The sequence below is a fragment of the Flavobacterium sp. genome, assembly GCF_032153895.1.
Taxonomy (GTDB): domain Bacteria; phylum Bacteroidota; class Bacteroidia; order Flavobacteriales; family Flavobacteriaceae; genus Flavobacterium.
In genome coordinates this window covers 1-19,941 of record NZ_JALDYN010000036.1, presented here as the reverse complement: position 1 = coordinate 19,941, position 19,941 = coordinate 1, and the positions used below count along the sequence as shown (strand labels likewise).

The 19,941-nt window shown below is 38.1% G+C and carries 18 protein-coding genes and 1 pseudogene; 16 read left to right on the top strand and 3 right to left on the bottom strand.

From position 1 onward, the window contains the following. Nucleotides 1-175: 175 nt before the first annotated feature. The 6 genes from RUH60_RS10330 (at nt 176) to RUH60_RS10305 (ending at nt 4,672) form a co-directional block, all read left to right on the top strand. On the top strand, nt 176-802 hold the full coding sequence (locus RUH60_RS10330; RefSeq protein WP_313808034.1) for a bifunctional nuclease family protein: 627 nt from the start codon (nt 176-178) through the stop codon (nt 800-802). Nucleotides 803-948: 146 nt separating this feature from the next. Next, the gene (locus RUH60_RS10325; RefSeq protein ID WP_313808033.1) at nt 949-1,773 is read left to right on the top strand and encodes a thymidylate synthase; all 825 of its coding nucleotides are present in this window, start codon (nt 949-951) and stop codon (nt 1,771-1,773) included. 42 nt (nt 1,774-1,815) lie between these two features. Further along, the gene (locus tag RUH60_RS10320; RefSeq protein WP_313808032.1) at nt 1,816-2,154 is read left to right on the top strand and encodes a 2TM domain-containing protein; all 339 of its coding nucleotides are present in this window, start codon (nt 1,816-1,818) and stop codon (nt 2,152-2,154) included. Then, nucleotides 2,154-2,639, top strand: a complete 486-nt coding sequence (locus RUH60_RS10315) for a dihydrofolate reductase (protein WP_313808031.1) — start codon at nt 2,154-2,156, stop codon at nt 2,637-2,639. The genes RUH60_RS10320 and RUH60_RS10315 overlap by 1 nt, the downstream gene beginning before the upstream one ends. A gap of 595 nt (nt 2,640-3,234) precedes the next feature. Further along, nucleotides 3,235-3,966, top strand: coding sequence for a bifunctional demethylmenaquinone methyltransferase/2-methoxy-6-polyprenyl-1,4-benzoquinol methylase UbiE (gene ubiE, locus RUH60_RS10310; protein ID WP_313808029.1), 732 nt, complete (start codon nt 3,235-3,237; stop codon nt 3,964-3,966). 1 nt (nt 3,967) lies between these two features. Further along, nucleotides 3,968-4,672, top strand: coding sequence for a porin family protein (locus RUH60_RS10305; protein ID WP_313808027.1), 705 nt, complete (start codon nt 3,968-3,970; stop codon nt 4,670-4,672). On the opposite strand, the gene RUH60_RS10300 is transcribed toward RUH60_RS10305, so the two are convergent. Beyond that, nucleotides 4,669-5,394 carry an RNA methyltransferase gene (locus RUH60_RS10300; RefSeq protein WP_313808025.1) on the bottom strand — a complete coding sequence of 242 codons (726 nt, stop codon included), beginning with the start codon at nt 5,392-5,394 and terminating at the stop codon, nt 4,669-4,671. The genes RUH60_RS10305 and RUH60_RS10300 overlap by 4 nt on opposite strands. A 36-nt stretch (nt 5,395-5,430) precedes the next feature. Between RUH60_RS10300 and RUH60_RS10295 the strand changes: the two genes are divergently transcribed. From RUH60_RS10295 to accD, 3 genes are all read left to right on the top strand, one after another. Beyond that, nucleotides 5,431-7,992: a BamA/TamA family outer membrane protein gene (locus RUH60_RS10295; protein ID WP_313808023.1), complete on the top strand. Its 2,562-nt coding sequence runs from the start codon at nt 5,431-5,433 to the stop codon at nt 7,990-7,992. Nucleotides 7,993-8,037: 45 nt separating this feature from the next. After that, complete coding sequence (gene fbaA / locus RUH60_RS10290; RefSeq protein ID WP_313808021.1) at nt 8,038-9,105, top strand: class II fructose-bisphosphate aldolase; 1,068 nt, start codon at nt 8,038-8,040, stop codon at nt 9,103-9,105. 82 nt (nt 9,106-9,187) lie between these two features. After that, complete coding sequence (gene accD, locus RUH60_RS10285) at nt 9,188-10,042, top strand: acetyl-CoA carboxylase, carboxyltransferase subunit beta (protein WP_313808019.1); 855 nt, start codon at nt 9,188-9,190, stop codon at nt 10,040-10,042. A 54-nt stretch (nt 10,043-10,096) separates the two neighbouring features. On the opposite strand, the gene RUH60_RS10280 is transcribed toward accD, so the two are convergent. Then, a complete protein-coding gene (locus RUH60_RS10280; RefSeq protein ID WP_313808017.1) occupies nt 10,097-11,362 on the bottom strand; it encodes an ABC transporter permease in 1,266 nt (421 codons plus the stop codon). A gap of 292 nt (nt 11,363-11,654) precedes the next feature. Here RUH60_RS10280 and purH point away from each other — a divergent pair, with 292 nt between their 5' ends. From purH to rodA, 6 genes are read left to right on the top strand one after another with little or no spacing between them, the layout of a single operon-like run. Further along, nucleotides 11,655-13,181, top strand: coding sequence for a bifunctional phosphoribosylaminoimidazolecarboxamide formyltransferase/IMP cyclohydrolase (gene purH, locus RUH60_RS10275; RefSeq protein ID WP_313808015.1), 1,527 nt, complete (start codon nt 11,655-11,657; stop codon nt 13,179-13,181). A gap of 57 nt (nt 13,182-13,238) precedes the next feature. Further along, nucleotides 13,239-14,267, top strand: a complete 1,029-nt coding sequence (locus tag RUH60_RS10270; protein WP_023569285.1) for a rod shape-determining protein — start codon at nt 13,239-13,241, stop codon at nt 14,265-14,267. Between the two features lie 11 nt (nt 14,268-14,278). Next, nucleotides 14,279-15,106, top strand: a complete 828-nt coding sequence (mreC, locus tag RUH60_RS10265; RefSeq protein WP_313808011.1) for a rod shape-determining protein MreC — start codon at nt 14,279-14,281, stop codon at nt 15,104-15,106. Further along, a complete protein-coding gene (locus RUH60_RS10260; protein WP_313808009.1) occupies nt 15,099-15,605 on the top strand; it encodes a rod shape-determining protein MreD in 507 nt (168 codons plus the stop codon). The genes mreC and RUH60_RS10260 overlap by 8 nt, the downstream gene beginning before the upstream one ends. After that, complete coding sequence (gene mrdA / locus RUH60_RS10255) at nt 15,602-17,464, top strand: penicillin-binding protein 2 (protein ID WP_313808007.1); 1,863 nt, start codon at nt 15,602-15,604, stop codon at nt 17,462-17,464. Before RUH60_RS10260 ends, mrdA begins: the two co-directional genes overlap by 4 nt. Before the next feature lie 6 nt (nt 17,465-17,470). Next, nucleotides 17,471-18,727, top strand: coding sequence for a rod shape-determining protein RodA (gene rodA, locus RUH60_RS10250; RefSeq protein ID WP_313808005.1), 1,257 nt, complete (start codon nt 17,471-17,473; stop codon nt 18,725-18,727). Between the two features lies 1 nt (nt 18,728). On the opposite strand, the gene RUH60_RS10245 is transcribed toward rodA, so the two are convergent. After that, complete coding sequence (locus tag RUH60_RS10245) at nt 18,729-19,568, bottom strand: DNA/RNA non-specific endonuclease (protein ID WP_313808003.1); 840 nt, start codon at nt 19,566-19,568, stop codon at nt 18,729-18,731. A gap of 52 nt (nt 19,569-19,620) precedes the next feature. Between RUH60_RS10245 and RUH60_RS10240 the strand changes: the two are divergent. Then, nucleotides 19,621-19,941, top strand: a pseudogene (locus RUH60_RS10240) (hypothetical protein); the annotation flags it as partial.

Below are 19,941 nucleotides of genomic sequence, written 5' to 3'. Positions count from 1 at the left end.
GATTACGGAGTTGTAGGAGACGCTTTCCAAATCGTTCCTGCCTTAATTGAAAAATTAAAAGCTTTTAAAGCGGCACAGCATTAATATTTTTAGTTAATTTGTGCCTATAAAAGGGCTGTCTGAATTGGAGATAGTTTGTATCTTTGTTTAGACAGCCTTTGTTTTTTACACACCTATGAGCTTAGTAAAACTTACGATAAAAGGAATATCCTACAGCCAAACCCAAAACGGTGCCTACGCTTTGATTTTAAATGAAGTGGATGGCGAACGCAAACTTCCGATTGTAATTGGCGCTTTCGAAGCCCAGTCTATTGCAATTGCTTTGGAAAAAGAAATTCGTCCGCCAAGACCGTTAACACACGATTTGTTTAAAAATTTTGCAGACCGTTTCGATATCGTGGTTAAGCAGGTAATCATTCACAAATTAGTGGATGGCGTGTTCTTTTCGAGCATCATTTGTGAAAGAGACCGAATCGAAGAAATTATAGACGCAAGAACATCAGACGCAATTGCTCTAGCTTTACGTTTCAACGCACCGATTTTTACCTACAAAAACATTTTAGACAAAGCCGGAATCTACCTAAAAATCAATCCGGAGGAAGGCACAAACCCTGAAGAAAGCGACGATCCGTTAACAAGCCCAGAAACCTTTGGTTTGGTTGGCGAAGAAGAAGTAACCGGAGAATCTTACACCCAATACACCTTGGCTGAATTATACGAACTTTTGGAATCTGCCGTACAAAACGAAGATTATGAAAAAGCGGCTAAAATTCGTGATGAAATTTCAAAAAGAGAAAGTTAGTGCTCAAAAATAAATCAAAACCGTTTCCCAAAAGAAGCGGTTTTTTATTGTCAATAACTTGACTGAAAACAACTCAAAATCTCCACATTTTTTTCAATAAAATCCCTAAATTGCAGCTAGCAATAAATTCTCAAAACAACCGCAAAATGAAGCAGTATCTCGATTTAGTAAAGCATGTTTTAGAAAACGGAAACCAAAAAGGCGACCGCACCGGAACCGGAACCAAAAGCGTTTTCGGCTACCAGATGCGTTTTGACTTAAGCGAAGGTTTTCCGATGGTAACCACCAAAAAACTGCATTTAAAATCTATCATTTACGAATTGCTTTGGTTTTTAAAAGGCGACACCAATATCGATTATTTAAAAGAAAACGGCGTTAGAATTTGGGACGAATGGGCAGATGAAAACGGCGATTTAGGCCCAGTTTACGGCCATCAGTGGAGAAATTGGAACAGTGAAGAAATCGACCAGATTACCGAATTAATCGAAACCTTGAAACGAAATCCAAACAGCCGAAGAATGTTAGTTTCTGCTTGGAATCCATCCGTTTTGCCGGACGATAAAAAATCATTTGCAGAAAATGTCGCCAACGGAAAAGCAGCGTTGCCTCCATGCCATGCTTTTTTCCAATTCTATGTTGCCGATGGAAAATTATCTTGTCAATTGTACCAAAGAAGCGCCGATATTTTCTTAGGCGTTCCGTTCAACATTGCATCGTATGCATTATTCACCATGATGGTTGCTCAGGTTTGTGATTTACAACCGGGAGATTTCATCCATACGTTTGGCGATGCTCACATCTACAACAACCATATGGAACAGCTGGAATTACAATTAAGCCGTGATCCGAAACCGCTTCCAAAAATGATTTTAAATCCGGACGTAAAAAATATTTTCGATTTCACTTTTGATGATTTCACCTTAATGGATTATGAACCGCATCCGCATATTAAAGGACAGGTTGCCGTGTAATTCATTTCAGTATCTTTAATTAATTCTGTCAAAATTCAGTTTATGGAAAACAACCAACACGAATTATACGAATATGCCAGACGTCGTTTGCGTCAGAAAAAGCACTTGTACTTTCATTTCGTTTTGTTTTTTGTAGGCAGCATCTTTATGGTGGTTGCCAACAAATTCCTAAACGTTAAACCCGAAACCGATTGGTATAAATGGGGAATTGCGATTTGGGGTTTTATCTTCATCCTACACTTTATCCGCGTCTTTATCACCGATAGTTTTATGAATAAAAAATGGGAACGTGCGCAAATTGACAAACTCATTCTAAAACAGGAACGTAAACTGGAACAAATCGAGAAAGATTTCAATCAGAAAAATAACATTACCAACTAATGCTTACCCTAATTGCAGCTGCTGCTGAAAACAATGCCATTGGCAAAGACAATGATTTGCTTTGGCATTTACCGGATGATTTCAAACACTTTAAGCAAATTACTTCCGGTCACTACATTATTATGGGAAGAAAAACGTTTGAGAGTTTTCCGAAACCGCTTCCCAACCGAACTCATGTTATCATTACCCGACAAAAAGATTATGACGCCCCGGAAGACTGCATTGTTGTGAGCTCTCTAAAAAAAGCGATTGCGGTTTGCCCGGAAAACGAGGCTGTTTTTGTTATCGGCGGTGGAGAAATCTATAAACAAGCGATTGAAATAGCTGATAAAATTGAACTGACTAGAGTTCATGCAGAATTTGATGCCGATACATTTTTTCCGGAAATCAATGATAAAGACTGGGAATTGGTCTCCGAAAACCATCATCCGAAAGACGAAAAACATCAATTCTCTTTTTCTTTTCTTACTTACATCCGTAAATAAAAACATCCCGATAACAAGTTGTCACCGGGATGTCTTACTAACAAACTAAAAATGTATCAAACTAACGGATTACTCAAGGGAAAGTACCTGAAAACATAAAATAAATATCACTATTACTAATAACAATCCAGAAATGAATATTACTGTATTAGCGAATTTGTGAGAATACATCTCAAAAAAGCCTTTAATACCAAATACCACAAAAGTACTAAAGACAAAAAAAACTAAAATTTCCAAAAACAAATTTAACCCAAAGAACGTTTGCGGCACCCCTGAACCAGCAGTTTCAGCCAAGAAGCTGCTGTTGACACTTTCCACAAGAACTAATGAGATTACTAGTGCCAGTAATACCCATTTCAATTCCGATAGTAAAAGTTTTGACAACATCTTCAGCGTGTTTGTAACTTCTATGTAAAATTGCTTAAAAAAACAACTCCAAACAATCGCCAAAATCTAGTATTTTAATATCACTAAATTTAGTGATATGATACCTGTAAAACCTTTAATTCAATAAGAACATCTTAACTTGAGAATTAAATGTACAAACTATTTTATGACAAAGTTTCTATTATCTTTGTACAAATAAATAAAATCGATGAACGGCAACATCACACCATATAAAGACTCCAATCTTGGCAAAAAAGAACAAGTAACGCAAATGTTTGACACCATTTCTGGAAATTACGACGGACTAAATCGCGTGATTTCTTTTGGTATTGATGTGAAATGGCGTAAAAAAGTTTTACAATTGGTAGCCGATAAGAATCCATCAACGATTTTAGACATTGCAACCGGAACGGGTGACCTTGCTATCTTAATGGCATCCACTAAAGCTGAAAAAATTATCGGATTGGACATTTCTGCCGGTATGCTGGAAGTAGGAAAAAAGAAAATAGCCGAAAGAAAATTGGATAACCGCATCGAAATGGTTCTGGGTGATTCTGAAAAAATTCCTTTTGAGGACAATTATTTTGACGCTATTACCGTTGGCTTCGGGGTTCGCAACTTTGAAAATCTGGAATTGGGCTTTTCTGAAATCTTACGCGTTCTAAAACCAAATGGTCGTTTTGTAATTTTGGAAACTTCAGTCCCTACTCAATTTCCTTTTAAACAAGGATATTCCATTTATACCAAATACATGCTTCCGCTGATTGGCCGCTTGTTTTCTAAAGACAAAGTAGCCTATTCCTACTTATCTGAATCCGCGTCGCATTTTCCGTACGGAGAAGCCCTAAACAATATTTTGCGAAAAGTTGGGTTTATAGAGGTACAGCATTTGCCTCAAACCTTTGGAGTAGCAACCATTTATTCGGCTTCAAAAAAATAGTATGAGAAACATTTTTATCGTATTCGCCTTAATCACAACACTGAGTAGTTTTGCTCAGAAAGGATTGGGTATGTTTGGAAAAGACCCAATCATCAATTTAGAAAATTTCGACAAACAACGAGTGCATTGGGGCTATTACTTAGGATTCAATTCCTATGACTTCAAATTCGATTATACAAATGTGGATAAAGACATTGAAGTACAATCCACAACAGGCTTCAACGTAGGTTTAATCGGAAATTTACGTATCATGGAGCACCTGGATTTGCGTTTCGAACCCGGTTTATACTATGCACAACGCAACCTGATTTACCCGAATATCGCAGATGAATTTGACCGAAAGAGAGAAGTAAAATCGACTTACATCAACTTTCCTTTATTGTTGAAATTTTCTTCAAAACGTATCGGCAACATTCGTCCGTACTTAATCGGTGGTGTTTCGCAATCGATGAATTTGGGAAGTAATTCTAAAGCAAAAGACGACAACTACAACGAACGCTGGCGCATGAAGAAAATGACCGCCAATTATGAAGTAGGTTTCGGAATTGATTTATACTTTGAATATTTCAAATTTTCACCGTCCATCCGTGGTGTTTTCGGTATTAATGATGAGTTAATCCGAGACAACAATCCCGACAGCCCTTGGACCGGAAATGTAGAATCAATGAAAACACGTGGTATTTTCATCAATTTTGCTTTCCACTAATTTCTTCGGAATTCACTTAAAACAATAGCCGTAGCGGTGGCAACGTTCAGACTTTCCGTTTGTTGCAAATCGCCAAATCTCGGAATCGAAATACGGTGGGAACAAACAGCTTCAACTTCTTTAGAAATCCCGTTGGCTTCGTTACCCATAACAATGATTCCTTCTGAAGGCAAATCGGATTGGTAAATATTTTTTCCGTTCATAAAGGTTCCGAAAACTGGCAAATCGGTAGTCTTAATAAAATCTACTAAATCGGTATAAATTGTATTCACACGAGCGATTGAACCCATCGTCGCCTGAATCACTTTCGGATTGTAAATATCTACCGTTTCTTTGGAGCAAACCAAATTCTTGATTCCAAACCAATCACACATTCGTAAAATAGTCCCTAAATTCCCTGGATCGCGAATATCGTCCAAAGCAACTATTAAACCTTTAACATCAATAGGCTTTTCCTCAGGAATTGCAAACAGCGCAAGACAATTATTTGGCGTACTTAAAGCGGTGATTTTTTTTAAATCTGTATCAGAAATTACTTCTCTTTTATCTTTGGCAACATTTTTGAGTATGTCATCCGTAACGTACAATTGCTGCAATTCAAAATTGGAATTCAGCAATTCCTGTATTACCTTTATGCCTTCGGCCAAAAACAATCCGTGTTGCTTGCGAAACTTTTTTTGCTGTAAACTCGTTATTAATTTGATTTGGTTTTTACTAAGCATAAAAAAACGTATTTTTGACCTACTTTTAGTATCGATTTGAAAAAATTTTATCCAAAAATAGCACTATTATTTCTTTTAGGTGCATTTTTTTATTCCTGCTCTCTGGTAAAAAGAGTACCGGAAGGCAAACATCTTTTAACCAAAGCGGATATTGTTGTTAACGACGAAAAGCAAAAAGACGAAGTACTTGTTAATCAGTTGTACCAAAAACCGAACAGCACTCTTATTTGGGGCGTTCCGTTACGTTTGCATTTGTACAACATGGCCAAACCGAATCCGGATTCTACCTATCAGGCTTGGTTAGCCAAAAAACCGAACCGTCATGAAAACCTGGCTAAATTTTTATCCGAAAAACAAGTACAGCGTTTAGGCAAATCTTTTTTCGTTTCAGGTTTCAGTAATATTCTGAAAAAAAATGGGGAAGCACCTGTTATAATTGACGAATCTAAAACTAAAAAGACTAAAAACCGCTTTCTAGCTTATTATTTCAACAAAGGCTATTTTAAAACGAAAGTTGATTATCAAATTGACACATTAGCAAACAAACGCGGTACGGTAAAATATTCCATCATCACCGGAAAACCCTATATGCTGGATACGATTACATCCACCATTGAAACTCCGGCCTTAGATTCGCTTTACCAAAAAATAAAAAGCGCTTCGCTTTTACAGTCGGGCAAACAATACGATTCCAAAGATTTTGCCAACGAACGCAAACGCATTTCGTCGTATTTCAGAAATAATGGAGCTTATCGTTTTCAGGAAACGTACATTACTTACGATGTCGATACGCTAACCAACAACTACAAAGCTAACGTTGATGTTATCATTGAGAATCAAACGATAAAAAAAGGAGATTCGTTAATCAAACAGCCATTCAAACTCTATACTATTAGTGAGGTTAACATTTTCACTGACAACACATCCCGAAAAGGAAAAGAAACTGTTGCCGACAGCGCCAGCTATAAAGACTTCAATATTTACAGTTCCGACAAGCTGAATTACCGTCCAAAAGCTTTAGCCGATGCGGTTTTTATCACCAAAGGCAGCAAATTCAGTGACACCAGACGTTTGTTGACTTCACGAGCTGTCAGCAACCTAAGGGTTTTTAATTATCCGTCAATTGAGTATATCGAGGACAAAAGAGATTCTACCGGAAATTCACTGATTACCAATATTTACCTGATTCCGAGGAAGAAATTCAACTTTAACGTTTCGGCAGATTTCATGCATTCCAACATTCAGGATTTTGGAATTGCCGGAAGTATGGGGCTTTCCATCCGAAACATTTTTAGAGGTGCAGAAGTTTTGGAAATCTCAACCCGAGGCAATATTGGTGCTTCCAAAGATTTGGCGAATCCTAACGATGTGTTTTTCAACATTTCCGAATATGGAGCCGATGTAAAACTCACTTTCCCGAGAATATTTTTCCCCATCAATACCGAACGGATTATCCCGAAAATCATGTTCCCAAGCACTTTGGTCAGTTTTGGTATTTCCCGACAAAAAAACATCGGTTTGGACAAGGAAAACTTCACCGGAATGCTGAGCTATAACTGGTTGCCGAAGAAAAATAACTCTGCACGTTTGGATTTGTTCAACGTTCAGTATGTTCGAAATCTGAATCCGGGCAATTACTTCAGCGTTTACGAATCATCGTATAACACATTAAACAGTATCGCACAAACCTACAACACCAATCCGTCCAACGTGGATTCCAACGGAAACCTTACCATACCGGAAGGTGGCGCTAATAATTTTATTGGAGAGGTTTTAAATGGCAACACTGCTTTAGACCCAAGCGACAACGAATTCAGTACTGTAAAAAGTATCGAAGAACGAAGAAGCCGATTAACCGAAAACAACCTGATTTTCGCTTCTAGTTTCACTTATACCAAATCCACCAAAACGGATTTTCTGGACAATAGTTTTTCCATTTTCAAAACCAAATTGGAATCGGCCGGGAATGTACTTTCTTTAATCTCCCGATTGAAAAACGAAGAACTAAACGCCAATGGTAATCGTACCTTTTTAGATGTAGAATATTCACAATACATCAAAACCGAGTTGGACTTCATCAAACACTGGGATTTTGGAAAGAAATCTGTCGTTGCGATGCGCAGTTTCTTTGGTATTGCGATTCCTTATGGCAATTCAGACAACATTCCGTTCTCGCGAAGTTATTTTGGCGGAGGTTCCAACGACAATCGCGCTTGGCAATCGTATGATTTAGGTCCGGGACGCAGCGGCGGAACCAATGATTTCAACGAAGCGAATATGAAAATTGCCTTCAGCACTGAATACCGTTTTAACATCGTGGGAAAATGGAATGGTGCTTTCTTCGCCGACGCCGGAAACATCTGGAATGTTTTTGACAATGTGGATGACGAACGTTTTACCTTCAACGGCATAGAATCTTTAAAAGATATTGCTTTAGGAACCGGACTTGGTATTCGATACGACTTTAATTTCTTTATTTTCCGTACCGATTTAGGTTTCAAAACCTACAACCCCGCTTACGAGCAAAGCCGTCGCTGGTTCAAAGACACTCGATTCGACAAGGCGGTTATAAATATTGGTATTAATTATCCGTTCTAACTTCAGAAATGCTTATTTTTGTCAACTATATAAATTCACAACACAATGGCTCACAATATTAAACCGGGAGTTGCTACCGGAGATCAGGTTCAGGAAATTTTCAGATACGCAAAAGAAAAAGGTTTTGCTTTACCCGCTGTAAATGTAACGGGTTCAAATACCATTAATGGTGTTTTAGAAACTGCTGCGAAATTGAATGCGCCTGTTATCATACAATTTTCAAATGGTGGCGCTTCGTTTAATGCTGGGAAAGGCTTGTCGAATGACGGTCAAAAATCGGCTATTTTAGGAGCAGTTGCCGGAGCAAAACACATCCACACTTTAGCGGAAGCTTATGGTGCTACTGTAATTTTACACACAGATCATTGTGCCAAAAATCTATTACCTTGGATTGACGGCTTATTGGATGCCAGCGAAGAGCATTTCAAACAAACCGGAAAACCATTGTACAGTTCCCACATGATTGATTTGTCGGAAGAACCGATTGAAGAAAACATCGAACTTTCTAAAAAGTATTTGGAAAGAATGAGCAAAATGGGCATGACTCTAGAAATCGAACTAGGTATTACAGGTGGTGAAGAAGACGGTGTAGACAATTCTGACGTAGACAGCTCAAAATTATATACGCAACCGGACGAAGTAGCTTACGCTTACGAGGAGCTGATGAAAGTTAGCCCAAGATTTACTGTGGCTGCGGCTTTCGGAAATGTTCACGGAGTTTACAAACCGGGTAATGTAAAATTGACTCCGGTGATTCTTAAAAATTCTCAGGAATACGTTCAACAAAAATTTGGAACAGGTCATAATCCGGTAGATTTCGTTTTCCATGGAGGTTCTGGTTCTACTTTAGAAGAAATTCGTGAAGCGATTTCATACGGTGTAATCAAAATGAATATCGATACTGATTTACAATTTGCTTTTACCGAAGGCGTTCGTGATTATATGACTTCTAAAATTGATTATTTGAGAACTCAAATCGGAAGTCCGGAAGGAGCCGATTCTCCGAACAAAAAACATTACGACCCAAGAAAATGGGTTCGCGAAGGTGAAATTACGTTCAACAAAAGATTAGAACAGGCTTTTGCCGATTTAAATAACGTTAATACTTTATAAATTAGATTGTCCGTTTGTCGTTTATCGTTTAACTTTTTAAACCCACCACAAACACAAATCACAAACAATACTAATATTAATTATGGCTTGGTTTAAAAGAACAGAAAAAGGGATACAAACCGCAACTGAAGATAAAAAAGACGTCCCAAAAGGACTTTGGTACAAATCGCCAACCGGAAAAATTGTCGATGCTGAAGAATTAGCAAAGAATCTTTGGGTAAGTCCAGAAGATGGTTTCCACGTTCGTATCGGAAGTAAAGAATACTTTGAGATTTTATTCGACAACAATGAATTCAAAGAATTAGACGCGAATATCACCTCAAAAGACACTTTAAAATTCGTCGATACTAAAAAATACAGCGATCGTTTAAAAGAAGCGATGGACAAAACCAAATTGAAAGATGCAGTTCGTACGGCGGTTGGAAAGTCTAAAGGCAAAGACTTAGTTGTTTGCTGTATGGATTTTGCTTTTATTGGCGGATCGATGGGTGCTGTAGTTGGTGAAAAAATTGCTCGTGGTATCGATTATTCCATCAAAAATAAAATTCCGTTCCTGATGATTTCCAAATCAGGAGGAGCGCGTATGATGGAAGCAGCGATGTCGTTGATGCAGTTAGCTAAAACTTCGGCGAAATTGGCTCAGTTGGCTGAAGCTAAAATCCCTTACATTTCGTTATGTACAGATCCAACAACAGGTGGAACTACAGCTTCATATGCGATGTTAGGTGATATCAATATTGCAGAACCTGGAGCCTTAATCGGGTTTGCCGGACCGCGTGTTGTAAAAGACACTACTGGTAAAGATTTACCGGAAGGTTTCCAAACCTCAGAATTTTTATTAGAACACGGTTTCTTGGATTTCATTACGCCGCGTAAAGAATTAAAAGACAAAGTAAATCTATATTTAGACTTGGTTTTAAATCAATCAATTCGATAAAAAGAAAAATCCCGAGAAAATTTCTCGGGATTTTTTTTATTTGAATAAGAAATTTTACATCCCACTGCGAATCGCCTCAACCGGATCCAATTTAGAAGCCGAAATCGCCGGAATAATTCCTGAAACCAAGCCAATAAAAGCTGCCAGAGAAGTTCCTAACATAATATTAGAGAACCCTAGAACGAATTCAAAATCGAGCGCTTTGGTTAAAATCATGGCGATTATCCACACCAAAAACATTCCAACTGCTCCGCCAATAACGGAAAGAATAATAGCTTCAAACAAAAACTGGAATAAGATAAAACGGTTTTTAGCACCCAACGCTTTTTGAATACCAATCAAATTGGTACGTTCTTTAACCGAAACGAACATAATATTTGCAATTCCGAAACCGCCTACTAAAAGTGAAAATCCACTAATTGCCCAACCGATTCCGTTCATTTGACCTACAATATTATCTACCGCATCGGTAAAACCTGAAAGTACGTTGATGAAGAAATTATCCGGTTCACTGATTTTCATCCCTCTGAAACTGCGGATTTTTTGAGCCAATTCTCCCTTAAATTCATCCATATCGACTCCTTTTTCAGGCTTTAAAGTAATAACCGGCGTTAGAAAGTCGGTATTATCACCATACAGACGACGTACAAAATTAGCTGGAAAATAGGCACGCGTATCGTTACTGCCGAAAACTGTTTCCCCTTGCTTTTCCATAACACCAATTACCTGAAAACGTTGCCCATACAGCCGCACTTCTTTACCAACCGCGTTAAGACTTCCAAATAAGGTTTGTGCCACTTCATAACCAATAACGATTACCGAAGAACCAGCATTGGATTCGGCTTCACTGAAAAAACGCCCGTCTGCAATTTTTACTGCATCGATTTTCTCCGTTTCATCAGTACAAGGTACCACTTCTATACCGCTGGCGGTTTCTTTTTCATATTTGATATTTTCTCTTTTGGTGAAATACATATACCCAATATTTTCCAAATCACTCATATTGCGCTTCAGAAACAGAAATTCATCGTATTTCACATTTGGAAACTGACCGATTTTCCATTGTGGAATGTCGGTTGGAGCAAATGAAAATTTCATCAAATAGACCGTGTTTTTGTCCAAACCGCTCAAATCGCTCTTGATTTTTCGGTCCATGGAATCTACGGCGGCCAAAACAGCAATGATGGAAAAAATCCCGATGGTAACGCCCAACAACGACAACAACGTACGCAATTTATTGTTGCGCAACGCATTCAGCGCAAAGCCTAAACTTTCTTTTAAAAGACGAACGTATAATAACGGTGTGTTTTGCTGACTCATGAATCGGGTGTTTAAGCCAAAATAATGGCGCTTGTAAATGAGTGTGAAAAATACTCAAAATGTTACAGAAATTCAAGACAAATATTCCTTTAGCCCCGATTGTAGTGACATCCTTTTATCCGATGACTGAGGCTCTCGAAGTCATCGGATAAAAGATATAGCGAAAAGCGGGAAAATGGTTTCCAAAAAAGCCTAAACCATTCGCTCCAAAAAAACTCTAAAAACTATGTTATAATCATTTGATTGTTAAGTACACAATAGCTACTTTTGCACCTTTAAAAACAACAACACAATGAACACTGCAAAAACTATTCAATCAGCACTGATTTCGGTATTTGACAAAGACGGATTAGAGCCAATCGTAAAAAAATTACACGAAAACAAGGTAACAATTTACTCCACGGGCGGCACTGAAACATTTATTAAAGATTTAGGTATTCCTGTCGTAGCGGTAGAAAACATTACTTCTTTTCCTGAAATCTTAGGTGGACGAGTAAAGACTTTACACCCTAAAATTTTCGGTGGAATCTTAAACCGTCAGGATCATGCCAGTGATGTGGCGCAGATGGAAGAATTCCAAATCCCTCAGATTGATTTAGTAATTGTAGATTTATATCCTTTTGAAAAAACGGTTGCTTCCGGAGCGAGCGAAGCCGATATCATTGAGAAAATCGACATCGGTGGTATTTCATTAATCCGTGCAGCGGCAAAGAATTTTAAAGATACGGTGATTGTTCCATCGGTAAACGAATACGCTTTATTTTTGGAAATGATTACCAACGGAAACGGAGCTACTACTTTAGAGGAAAGAAAACTTTTGGCTACCAAAGCGTTCCATGTTTCGTCTCATTATGATGGTGCTATTTTCAACTATTTTAATACTGATGAAACCGTTTACAAAGCGAGCATTGCAGACGGACAAACTTTACGTTACGGTGAAAACCCGCACCAAAGAGGATTTTTCTTTGGAGAATTTGATAAAATGTTCACCAAATTACACGGTAAAGAATTATCATACAACAACTTATTGGATGTTGATGCGGCGGTAAATTTAATCAATGAGTTCAAAGGTACCAATCCAACTTTCGCTATTCTAAAACACAATAATGCTTGTGGTTTTGCAACGAGAAACACGGTTAAAGAAGCGTATTTGGATGCTTTGGCTGGCGACCCGACTTCGGCATTCGGAGGCGTTTTGATTTCGAATGCTAAAATTGATGAAGCGGCTGCGGAAGAAATCAATAAATTATTCTGCGAAGTAGTTATCGCTCCAGCTTACGATGAAAAAGCGATTGCTATTTTAGAAGAAAAGAAAAACCGCATCATCTTAATTCAGAATGAGGTGGAATTACCTACAAAACAAGTACGTACTTGTCTTAACGGATTGTTAATTCAGGAAAAAGATAATATTACAGACAATAAAGAGCATTTAAAAGTCGTTACCACTACAGCTCCGACGGCTCAGGAAGTAGACGATTTATTATTTGCTTCAAAAATCTGTAAGCACACCAAATCCAACACGATTGTTTTTGCGAAAAACGGACAGTTGTTAGCTTCCGGAACCGGTCAAACCTCTAGAGTTGATGCTTTGCGCCAAGCGGTTGAAAAAGCAACTTCTTTCGGATTTGATTTAAACGGAGCAGTTATGGCAAGTGATGCTTTCTTCCCTTTCCCGGATTGTGTGGAGTTGGCAAAAAATGCCGGAATTACAGCGGTTATTCAGCCGGGTGGTTCAATTAAAGACGAATTGAGTATCAATTATTGCAACGAAAATAAAGTTTCAATGGTATTTACGGGAATTCGTCATTTTAAACATTAATTTTATTATTTTTGTTAACTAGATTTTTTATAAACGAATAAAACCCCTTTAAAAAGTATGGGATTTTTTGATTTCATGACCGAGGACATCGCCATTGACCTTGGAACCGCAAATACACTAATCATACATAATGACAAAGTAGTAATTGACAGTCCGTCGATTGTGGCTCGCGACCGTATTACAGGTAAAATCATAGCTGTAGGTAAGGAAGCGAACATGATGCAGGGTAAAACCCATGAAAACATTAAAACCATTCGTCCTTTGAAAGATGGGGTTATTGCTGATTTCGATGCTTCGGAAAAGATGATCAGCATGTTTATCAAAAGTATTCCTGCGTTAAAGAAAAAAATGTTTACACCGGCACTTCGCATGGTTGTATGTATTCCATCAGGGATTACCGAAGTGGAAATGCGTGCGGTAAAAGAATCGTGTGAGCGTGTAAACGGAAAAGAAGTATACTTAATCCACGAACCGATGGCTGCGGCTATCGGTATCGGGGTTGACATCATGCAGCCAAAAGGAAACATGATTGTCGATATCGGTGGAGGAACAACAGAAATCGCGGTTATCGCTTTAGGTGGAATCGTGTGTGACAAATCGGTTAAAATTGCCGGGGACGTTTTCACGAACGACATCATTTACTACATGAGAACGCAGCACAACCTTTTCGTTGGAGAAACTACTGCTGAAAAAATTAAAATCGCCATTGGTGCCGCTACCGAAGATTTAGACACGCCACCAGACGAAATGGAAGTACAAGGACGTGACTTGTTAACCGGAAAACCAAAACAGGTAAACGTTTCCTACCGCGAGATTGCCAAAGCGCTTGACAAATCGATTCAGCGTATTGAAGATGCAGTTATGGAGACCTTATCACAAACGCCACCGGAATTAGCAGCGGATATTTATAACACCGGTATTTATCTTGCAGGTGGAGGTTCGATGTTACGAGGATTAGACAAACGAATATCCCAAAAAACTGACCTACCGGTTTACATCGCAGAAGACCCATTAAGAGCAGTTGTACGCGGAACCGGGATGGCCTTGAAAAACCTACAAAAATTCAGAAGTATTCTTATCAAATAACGAAATAATACATGCAGCAAATAATTAATTTTATATTTAAAAACAGCATCCGATTGCTGTTTTTGCTGCTTTTAACCATATCGTTATCGCTAACGATTCAGTCGCATTCGTACCATCGAAGCCGTTTTGTGAGTTCTGCTAACGATGTAACCGGCGGAGTTTACCAACGCGTGAACAATGTAAAAGAATATTTCAATTTGCGCACACAGAATGACAATCTGGCTAAAGAAAACGCTTATCTTAAAAGTTTACTTTACAACAAACCGGATACGATAATCGCCTCAACTGAGTTGATTCCAGCAGGTTATGAAGACATTAAAGTAATTCAATCCAAAGTCATCAACAATTCGTTTAACGTTCACGAAAATTACCTAACCATCAACAGTGGTTCCAAAGACGGAATCAAAGCGGATATGGGGGTTGTGAACAGTTTGGGAATTGTCGGCATCATTGAAAACACCTCGAAAAACTTTGCTACGGTTCAAAGTGTCTTGAATGTGAAATCACAAATCAATGCCAAAATCAAAAAGTCAAATCATTTTGGTTCCTTAATCTGGAATGGTAAGAACGTTGGTTATGCACAATTGATTGACGTTCCGAGATTGGCTACTGTTCGCAAAGGCGATACAATTGTGACAGGAGGACGTTCAGTCATCTTCCCGGAAAATATTCCAATCGGTAAAATCGATAAAATCTATATTGATAAAACAACCAATTACTACACTATCGAAATCCGACTGTTCAACGACATGACCAATTTGGGCCACGTGTATGTGATTGAAAACGTAAAACGTAAAGAAATTCTGCAACTAGAAGAAGCAACCAAAACGGATGAATAGCACACTAATACTAAATATTTTTCGGTTTGTTATTTTGTTGGCCTTACAAGTGGTGATATTTAACAATGTCAACTTTTTGGGGTACATCAATCCGTTGCCGTACATCTTGTTTATCATTTTATATCCGGTAAATGCGAACAGAGCCGGATTATTGATGGCTAGTTTCTTTTTGGGATTGGTAATGGATATGTTTTGCAATTCGGGTGGTGTTCACACAACTGCTTGTTTGGTATTGGCGTATTTTCGACCATCAATCTTCCGATTTTCTTTTGGTATCAGTTATGAATATCAAACCGTTAAAATTGCCGATAAACTTTCACCGGAACGATTTTCCTTCTTACTGATTGCTATTGTTCTGCATCATTTCGTGTTATTTTTATTAGAAATCTTCCGTTTTAATTTCTTTTGGGAAATATTATTACGAACTTTACTAGCAACGATTTTTACGTTATTAATTAGTATCATAACCATTTATCTGATTAAGCCAAGCAAACGATGAGAAAGATTCTTTTACCAGGTATCATCATAGCAACGACAGTACTGATTGTAGCACGGCTTTTTTACTTACAGATTTTAGACGATTCGTACATTAAGAAATCCGATAACAATGCCATTAAAATTGTCTACGATTATCCGGAGCGCGGATACATTTACGACCGTAATGGCGAATTGATGGTGGCCAATCAGCCTTCGTATGATATCATGGTCATTCCCAACGAAATGAAAAATCTCGACACGTTGGAATTTTGCACCATTTTAAATATTACCAAAGAAGAATTTCTAAAGAAAATTGATAAAGCAAAAGTATACAGTCCACGATTGCCTTCAGTATTTCTTCCACAATTAAACAAAATTGAATACGCTGCCTTTCAGGAGAAAATCCGAAAATATGATGGTTTTTATATCCAAAAACGTTCCCTTCGCGATTATCAGGTTGAAGTAGGTGCGAATATTTTCGGTTACATTACTCAGGTAAATGAAGCCATTATTGAGAAGAAACCCTATTACAAAAGCGGCGATTTAATTGGAATGCAGGGCGTGGAACAAACCTACGAGGAAATTTTGCGCGGTATAAAAGGCGTGAAATACCGTCAGCGCGACCGTTTCAACAAAGATATTGGTTCTTATAAAGAAGGAAAATACGATACGATTTCCGTTCAAGGAAGTGACATCACGCTAACCATTGATGTTGATCTTCAAAAATACGGCGAAGCTTTAATGAAGAACAAACGCGGCGGAATTGTAGCCATCGAACCCAAAACGGGCGAAATTCTGGCTTTGGTAACGGCTCCATCCTACAATCCTGCATTATTGGTTGGTCGTGAGCGTTCTAAAAATTACACAACTTTATACAACGATTCTATTGCCATGCCTTTGTTTGACAGAGGTTTACTTGCAGAATATCCTCCAGGTTCACCTTTTAAAATTCTTACCGCGTTGGTTGGTTTGCAAGAAGGTGTGATTGATGAAAAAACACAATTTTTATGTCACGGCGGATTTTCCTATGGCCGTGGTGCTTTCATGCGCTGTCACTGCGGAAGCGGTGTCCGCGATTTGAATGTTGGAATTTACAAATCATGCAACGCTTATTTTGGAAACGTTTTCAAACTTTCCATTGACAAATACAACAAACCTAAATTTGGGGTTAATGCTTGGAGTAACCATATTCAGAGTTTCGGATTAGGAAATTTTATGGGTTATGATTTACCTCCGGGGCGAAAAGGGCACATTCCTACTTCCAAATATTACGATCGTTGGTATCCGAATGGTGGCTGGAAAAGTTCAACAATCATCTCGAACTCAATTGGACAGGGAGAAATTTTGATGACACCAATGCAGTTGGCCAGTATGATGGCTACCATTGCGAACGAAGGGTATTATTACACGCCTCACATCATTAAAAAAATTGAAGGGCATAAAATCGATAAAAAATTCACGACTAAACACGTGACAACCATCGACAAGCAATATTACAAACCGGTAATTAATGGTCTATTTGATGTGTACAACTCCGGAACTGCAGCTGGTTTACGCGTAGAGGGCATAGAAATTTGTGGAAAAACAGGTACTGCTGAAAACTTTACCAAAATTAACGGTCAACGTGTTCAGTTAACCGATCACTCCGTTTTCGTAGCTTTCGCACCGAGAGAAAATCCTAAAATTGCCATTGCGGTTTTGGTGGAAAACGGCTATTGGGGTTCCCGTTGGGCCGGGCCTATTGCCAGTTTAATGATTGAAAAATACGTTAAAAAAGACACCATAACCCGTAAAGATTTAGAACGCAGAATGTTAGAAGGAAGTTTACAGTTTGAGTACGAGAAAGTAACCAGCGGACAACCTTTTACCATCAACCGATAAACCCAAATGAAGAACCAGAGCGTCATTAACAATATTGACTGGATTACTGTAATCATCTATACCATTTTAGTTATTATGGGGTGGATGAACATCTATTCTGCTTCTTTACCCATTGAAGAAACTTCGATTTTTGACATCAGCCAAACTTATGGCCGACAAATGTTGTTCATCATTTTAACTGTTCCGCTTATTTTCGTCATTTTATCGATGGACGCCAAAATCTTTGAAAAGTATTCCACTGTTTTTTACATTCTTGGCATCATATCCTTATTAGGACTTTTTGCCTTCGGAAAAACCATCAAAGGACAAACCAACTGGTACCAATTTGGAGGATTCGGTTTCCAGCCCTCGGAATTTGTTAAAACAGCGACTGCTTTGCTTTTAGCCAAAGTGGTAAGTGACACACAAATTAATCTGAAAAAATTCAACCATCAACTTATAGCATTAGCTGTTTTTTGTTTCCCGGTGTTGCTTATTTTAATGCAACCGGACGCTGGTAGTGCCATGATTTTCCTTTCGCTGATATTTGTTTTGTATCGAGAAGGTTTACCGAGCTGGTATTTATGGACCGGTTTTATCAGTGCCGCTTTATTCATTTTAGCATTAATTGTTAAACCTGTGTTTCTTATCGGTTTTGTGGCTCTGGTAATGATTGTGCATTTCATCTTCAATACAAGAATCACAAGAAATCCAATCATTTACGGTGTTCTATTTCTGGGAATGACCGGTATGGTTTATTCCGTGGATTATGTGTATGAACAAGTTTTGGAACCCCATCAGAAAGATCGTATCAACGTATTAATCGGTGAAGAAGTCGATATGAAAAAAGAAGGATACAATCTTAATCAATCAATGATTGCCATTGGTTCGGGAGGCTGGATCGGAAAAGGGTATCTTGAAGGCACACAAACCAAAGGCGGTTTCGTCCCAGAACAACACACCGACTATATTTTCACGACTGTTGGGGAAGAATGGGGCTTTGTGGGCGCAACCGTTGTCATTACTTTATTCGTTTTATTGTTTTTACGCTTGATACAATTAGCCGAAAATCAAAAAACTAAATTCAGCAGGATATACGGCTATTGCGTTGTAGCCTATTTGTTTATGCACTTTTTCGTAAACATCGCGATGCTGATTAAAATGTTTCCAACCATTGGAGTACCACTACCATTTTTTTCATATGGAGGTTCAAGTTTGTGGGCGTTTACCATCCTTTTATTTATTTTTATCAAGATGGACGCCAACAAAGTAAATGAATGGTAATCTAAAAACTCCAGCTTTTATAATCGTTGGATCGTTCCATTTTTGTTTCTATGCCGTCTGAAAGTTTCGTATAAAAATCAATTCCCGTCATTTTTTCAATAGTGTCCACATCGACTACAAAATCATACAATGGTGCATCGGAATCTTTGTGCGGCACTAAAAACCCAATTATCTTCGATTTGTCTTTGGTCATCAAAACTTTGTAGAAATAATTCGGCACGCTAACATCTTCTTTACCAATCGTCTTTAAATTATCACTTAAAACGCCACCGGTTACCACATACAAACCATCATATTTACGAGCCCAATAACGTGTTTTCTGTTCCAAACGATTCCAAACTCCTTCATTAAAATCATGGCGCTGCGGTGAAATGTTAGAGGTATAAAAAGTTTCTTTATAACTATCATAAGAAGCTTTTCTATCACCAGCCGGACACAAATGTCCTTTGTCATAACCTGAATTTTTATAATTACGCCAATCCGCGGAATGCGTTTTTACTTTAGGGTCTTCAATAAAAAAAGGGCGGTCAAAATTGCGGTTGGAAAAATCATCCGCATCTAATTCGTAAGCCACCCATTCGGATTGCTCGTGTTCTTCGGAATAGGAAAAAGCATAACTATCTCTTGTAACAATTGCTCCAGTGGTTGATGTTGGGAAGAAATCAAAAGGTCCTGAAACCACTTCTTCCACATCTTCTTCAGATGCAACAACAGGCTGCTCTGCAACGGTTTGTTCTTGCGTATCAGAATTTGATTGCTGTTTACACCCTATCACCATTAAAGCCATAAGCCCGAAAAACAAAAACTTATTAGCGGTAAGAAATAATCGTGTTGTTATCATTCGTGGTATAATATTTGTTAATTTTGTAAAGATATTAAATCATAAAGTTAAATTGAATCTTATGAAAATACAAATTATCACCCTTTTAGCAATCTTAGGAACCACTACCGGATTTGCTCAGGAAGTTATGAAAGACTCTGTGAAAACTGTCGCTACTGGACTTCAAAATACTGTAATTGAAAAAACTGAAGCTGAAAAAATTGCTGAAGCTAAAGAATTACAAAAGCAAGCTGACAAACTTGAAAAAGAGCGCCTAAAAAACATCAAAGAATCTGAAAAAGCGCGTATAGAATCTGAAAAAGCTAAAAAACAAGCCGAAAAGGAACGTAAAAAGATGGAAAAAGAGCTAAAAGAAGCTCAGAAAAAACAAGAC

What these genes read in the sequence shown, in the direction of transcription:
- RUH60_RS10300 (WP_313808025.1), bottom strand. Translation starts at nt 5,394, where the DNA reads ATGCTTAGTAAAAACCAAATCAAATTAATAACGAGTTTACAGCAAAAA.
- mrdA (WP_313808007.1), top strand. Translation starts at nt 15,602, where the DNA reads ATGAGAAAGATTCTTTTACCAGGTATCATCATAGCAACGACAGTACTG.
- RUH60_RS10245 (WP_313808003.1), bottom strand. Translation starts at nt 19,568, where the DNA reads ATGATAACAACACGATTATTTCTTACCGCTAATAAGTTTTTGTTTTTC.
- mreC (WP_313808011.1), top strand. Translation starts at nt 14,279, where the DNA reads ATGCAGCAAATAATTAATTTTATATTTAAAAACAGCATCCGATTGCTG.
- purH (WP_313808015.1), top strand. Translation starts at nt 11,655, where the DNA reads ATGAACACTGCAAAAACTATTCAATCAGCACTGATTTCGGTATTTGAC.
- RUH60_RS10330 (WP_313808034.1), top strand. Translation starts at nt 176, where the DNA reads ATGAGCTTAGTAAAACTTACGATAAAAGGAATATCCTACAGCCAAACC.
- accD (WP_313808019.1), top strand. Translation starts at nt 9,188, where the DNA reads ATGGCTTGGTTTAAAAGAACAGAAAAAGGGATACAAACCGCAACTGAA.
- rodA (WP_313808005.1), top strand. Translation starts at nt 17,471, where the DNA reads ATGAAGAACCAGAGCGTCATTAACAATATTGACTGGATTACTGTAATC.
- RUH60_RS10315 (WP_313808031.1), top strand. Translation starts at nt 2,154, where the DNA reads ATGCTTACCCTAATTGCAGCTGCTGCTGAAAACAATGCCATTGGCAAA.
- RUH60_RS10270 (WP_023569285.1), top strand. Translation starts at nt 13,239, where the DNA reads ATGGGATTTTTTGATTTCATGACCGAGGACATCGCCATTGACCTTGGA.
- RUH60_RS10325 (WP_313808033.1), top strand. Translation starts at nt 949, where the DNA reads ATGAAGCAGTATCTCGATTTAGTAAAGCATGTTTTAGAAAACGGAAAC.
- ubiE (WP_313808029.1), top strand. Translation starts at nt 3,235, where the DNA reads ATGAACGGCAACATCACACCATATAAAGACTCCAATCTTGGCAAAAAA.
- RUH60_RS10260 (WP_313808009.1), top strand. Translation starts at nt 15,099, where the DNA reads ATGAATAGCACACTAATACTAAATATTTTTCGGTTTGTTATTTTGTTG.
- fbaA (WP_313808021.1), top strand. Translation starts at nt 8,038, where the DNA reads ATGGCTCACAATATTAAACCGGGAGTTGCTACCGGAGATCAGGTTCAG.
- RUH60_RS10280 (WP_313808017.1), bottom strand. Translation starts at nt 11,362, where the DNA reads ATGAGTCAGCAAAACACACCGTTATTATACGTTCGTCTTTTAAAAGAA.
- RUH60_RS10305 (WP_313808027.1), top strand. Translation starts at nt 3,968, where the DNA reads ATGAGAAACATTTTTATCGTATTCGCCTTAATCACAACACTGAGTAGT.
- RUH60_RS10320 (WP_313808032.1), top strand. Translation starts at nt 1,816, where the DNA reads ATGGAAAACAACCAACACGAATTATACGAATATGCCAGACGTCGTTTG.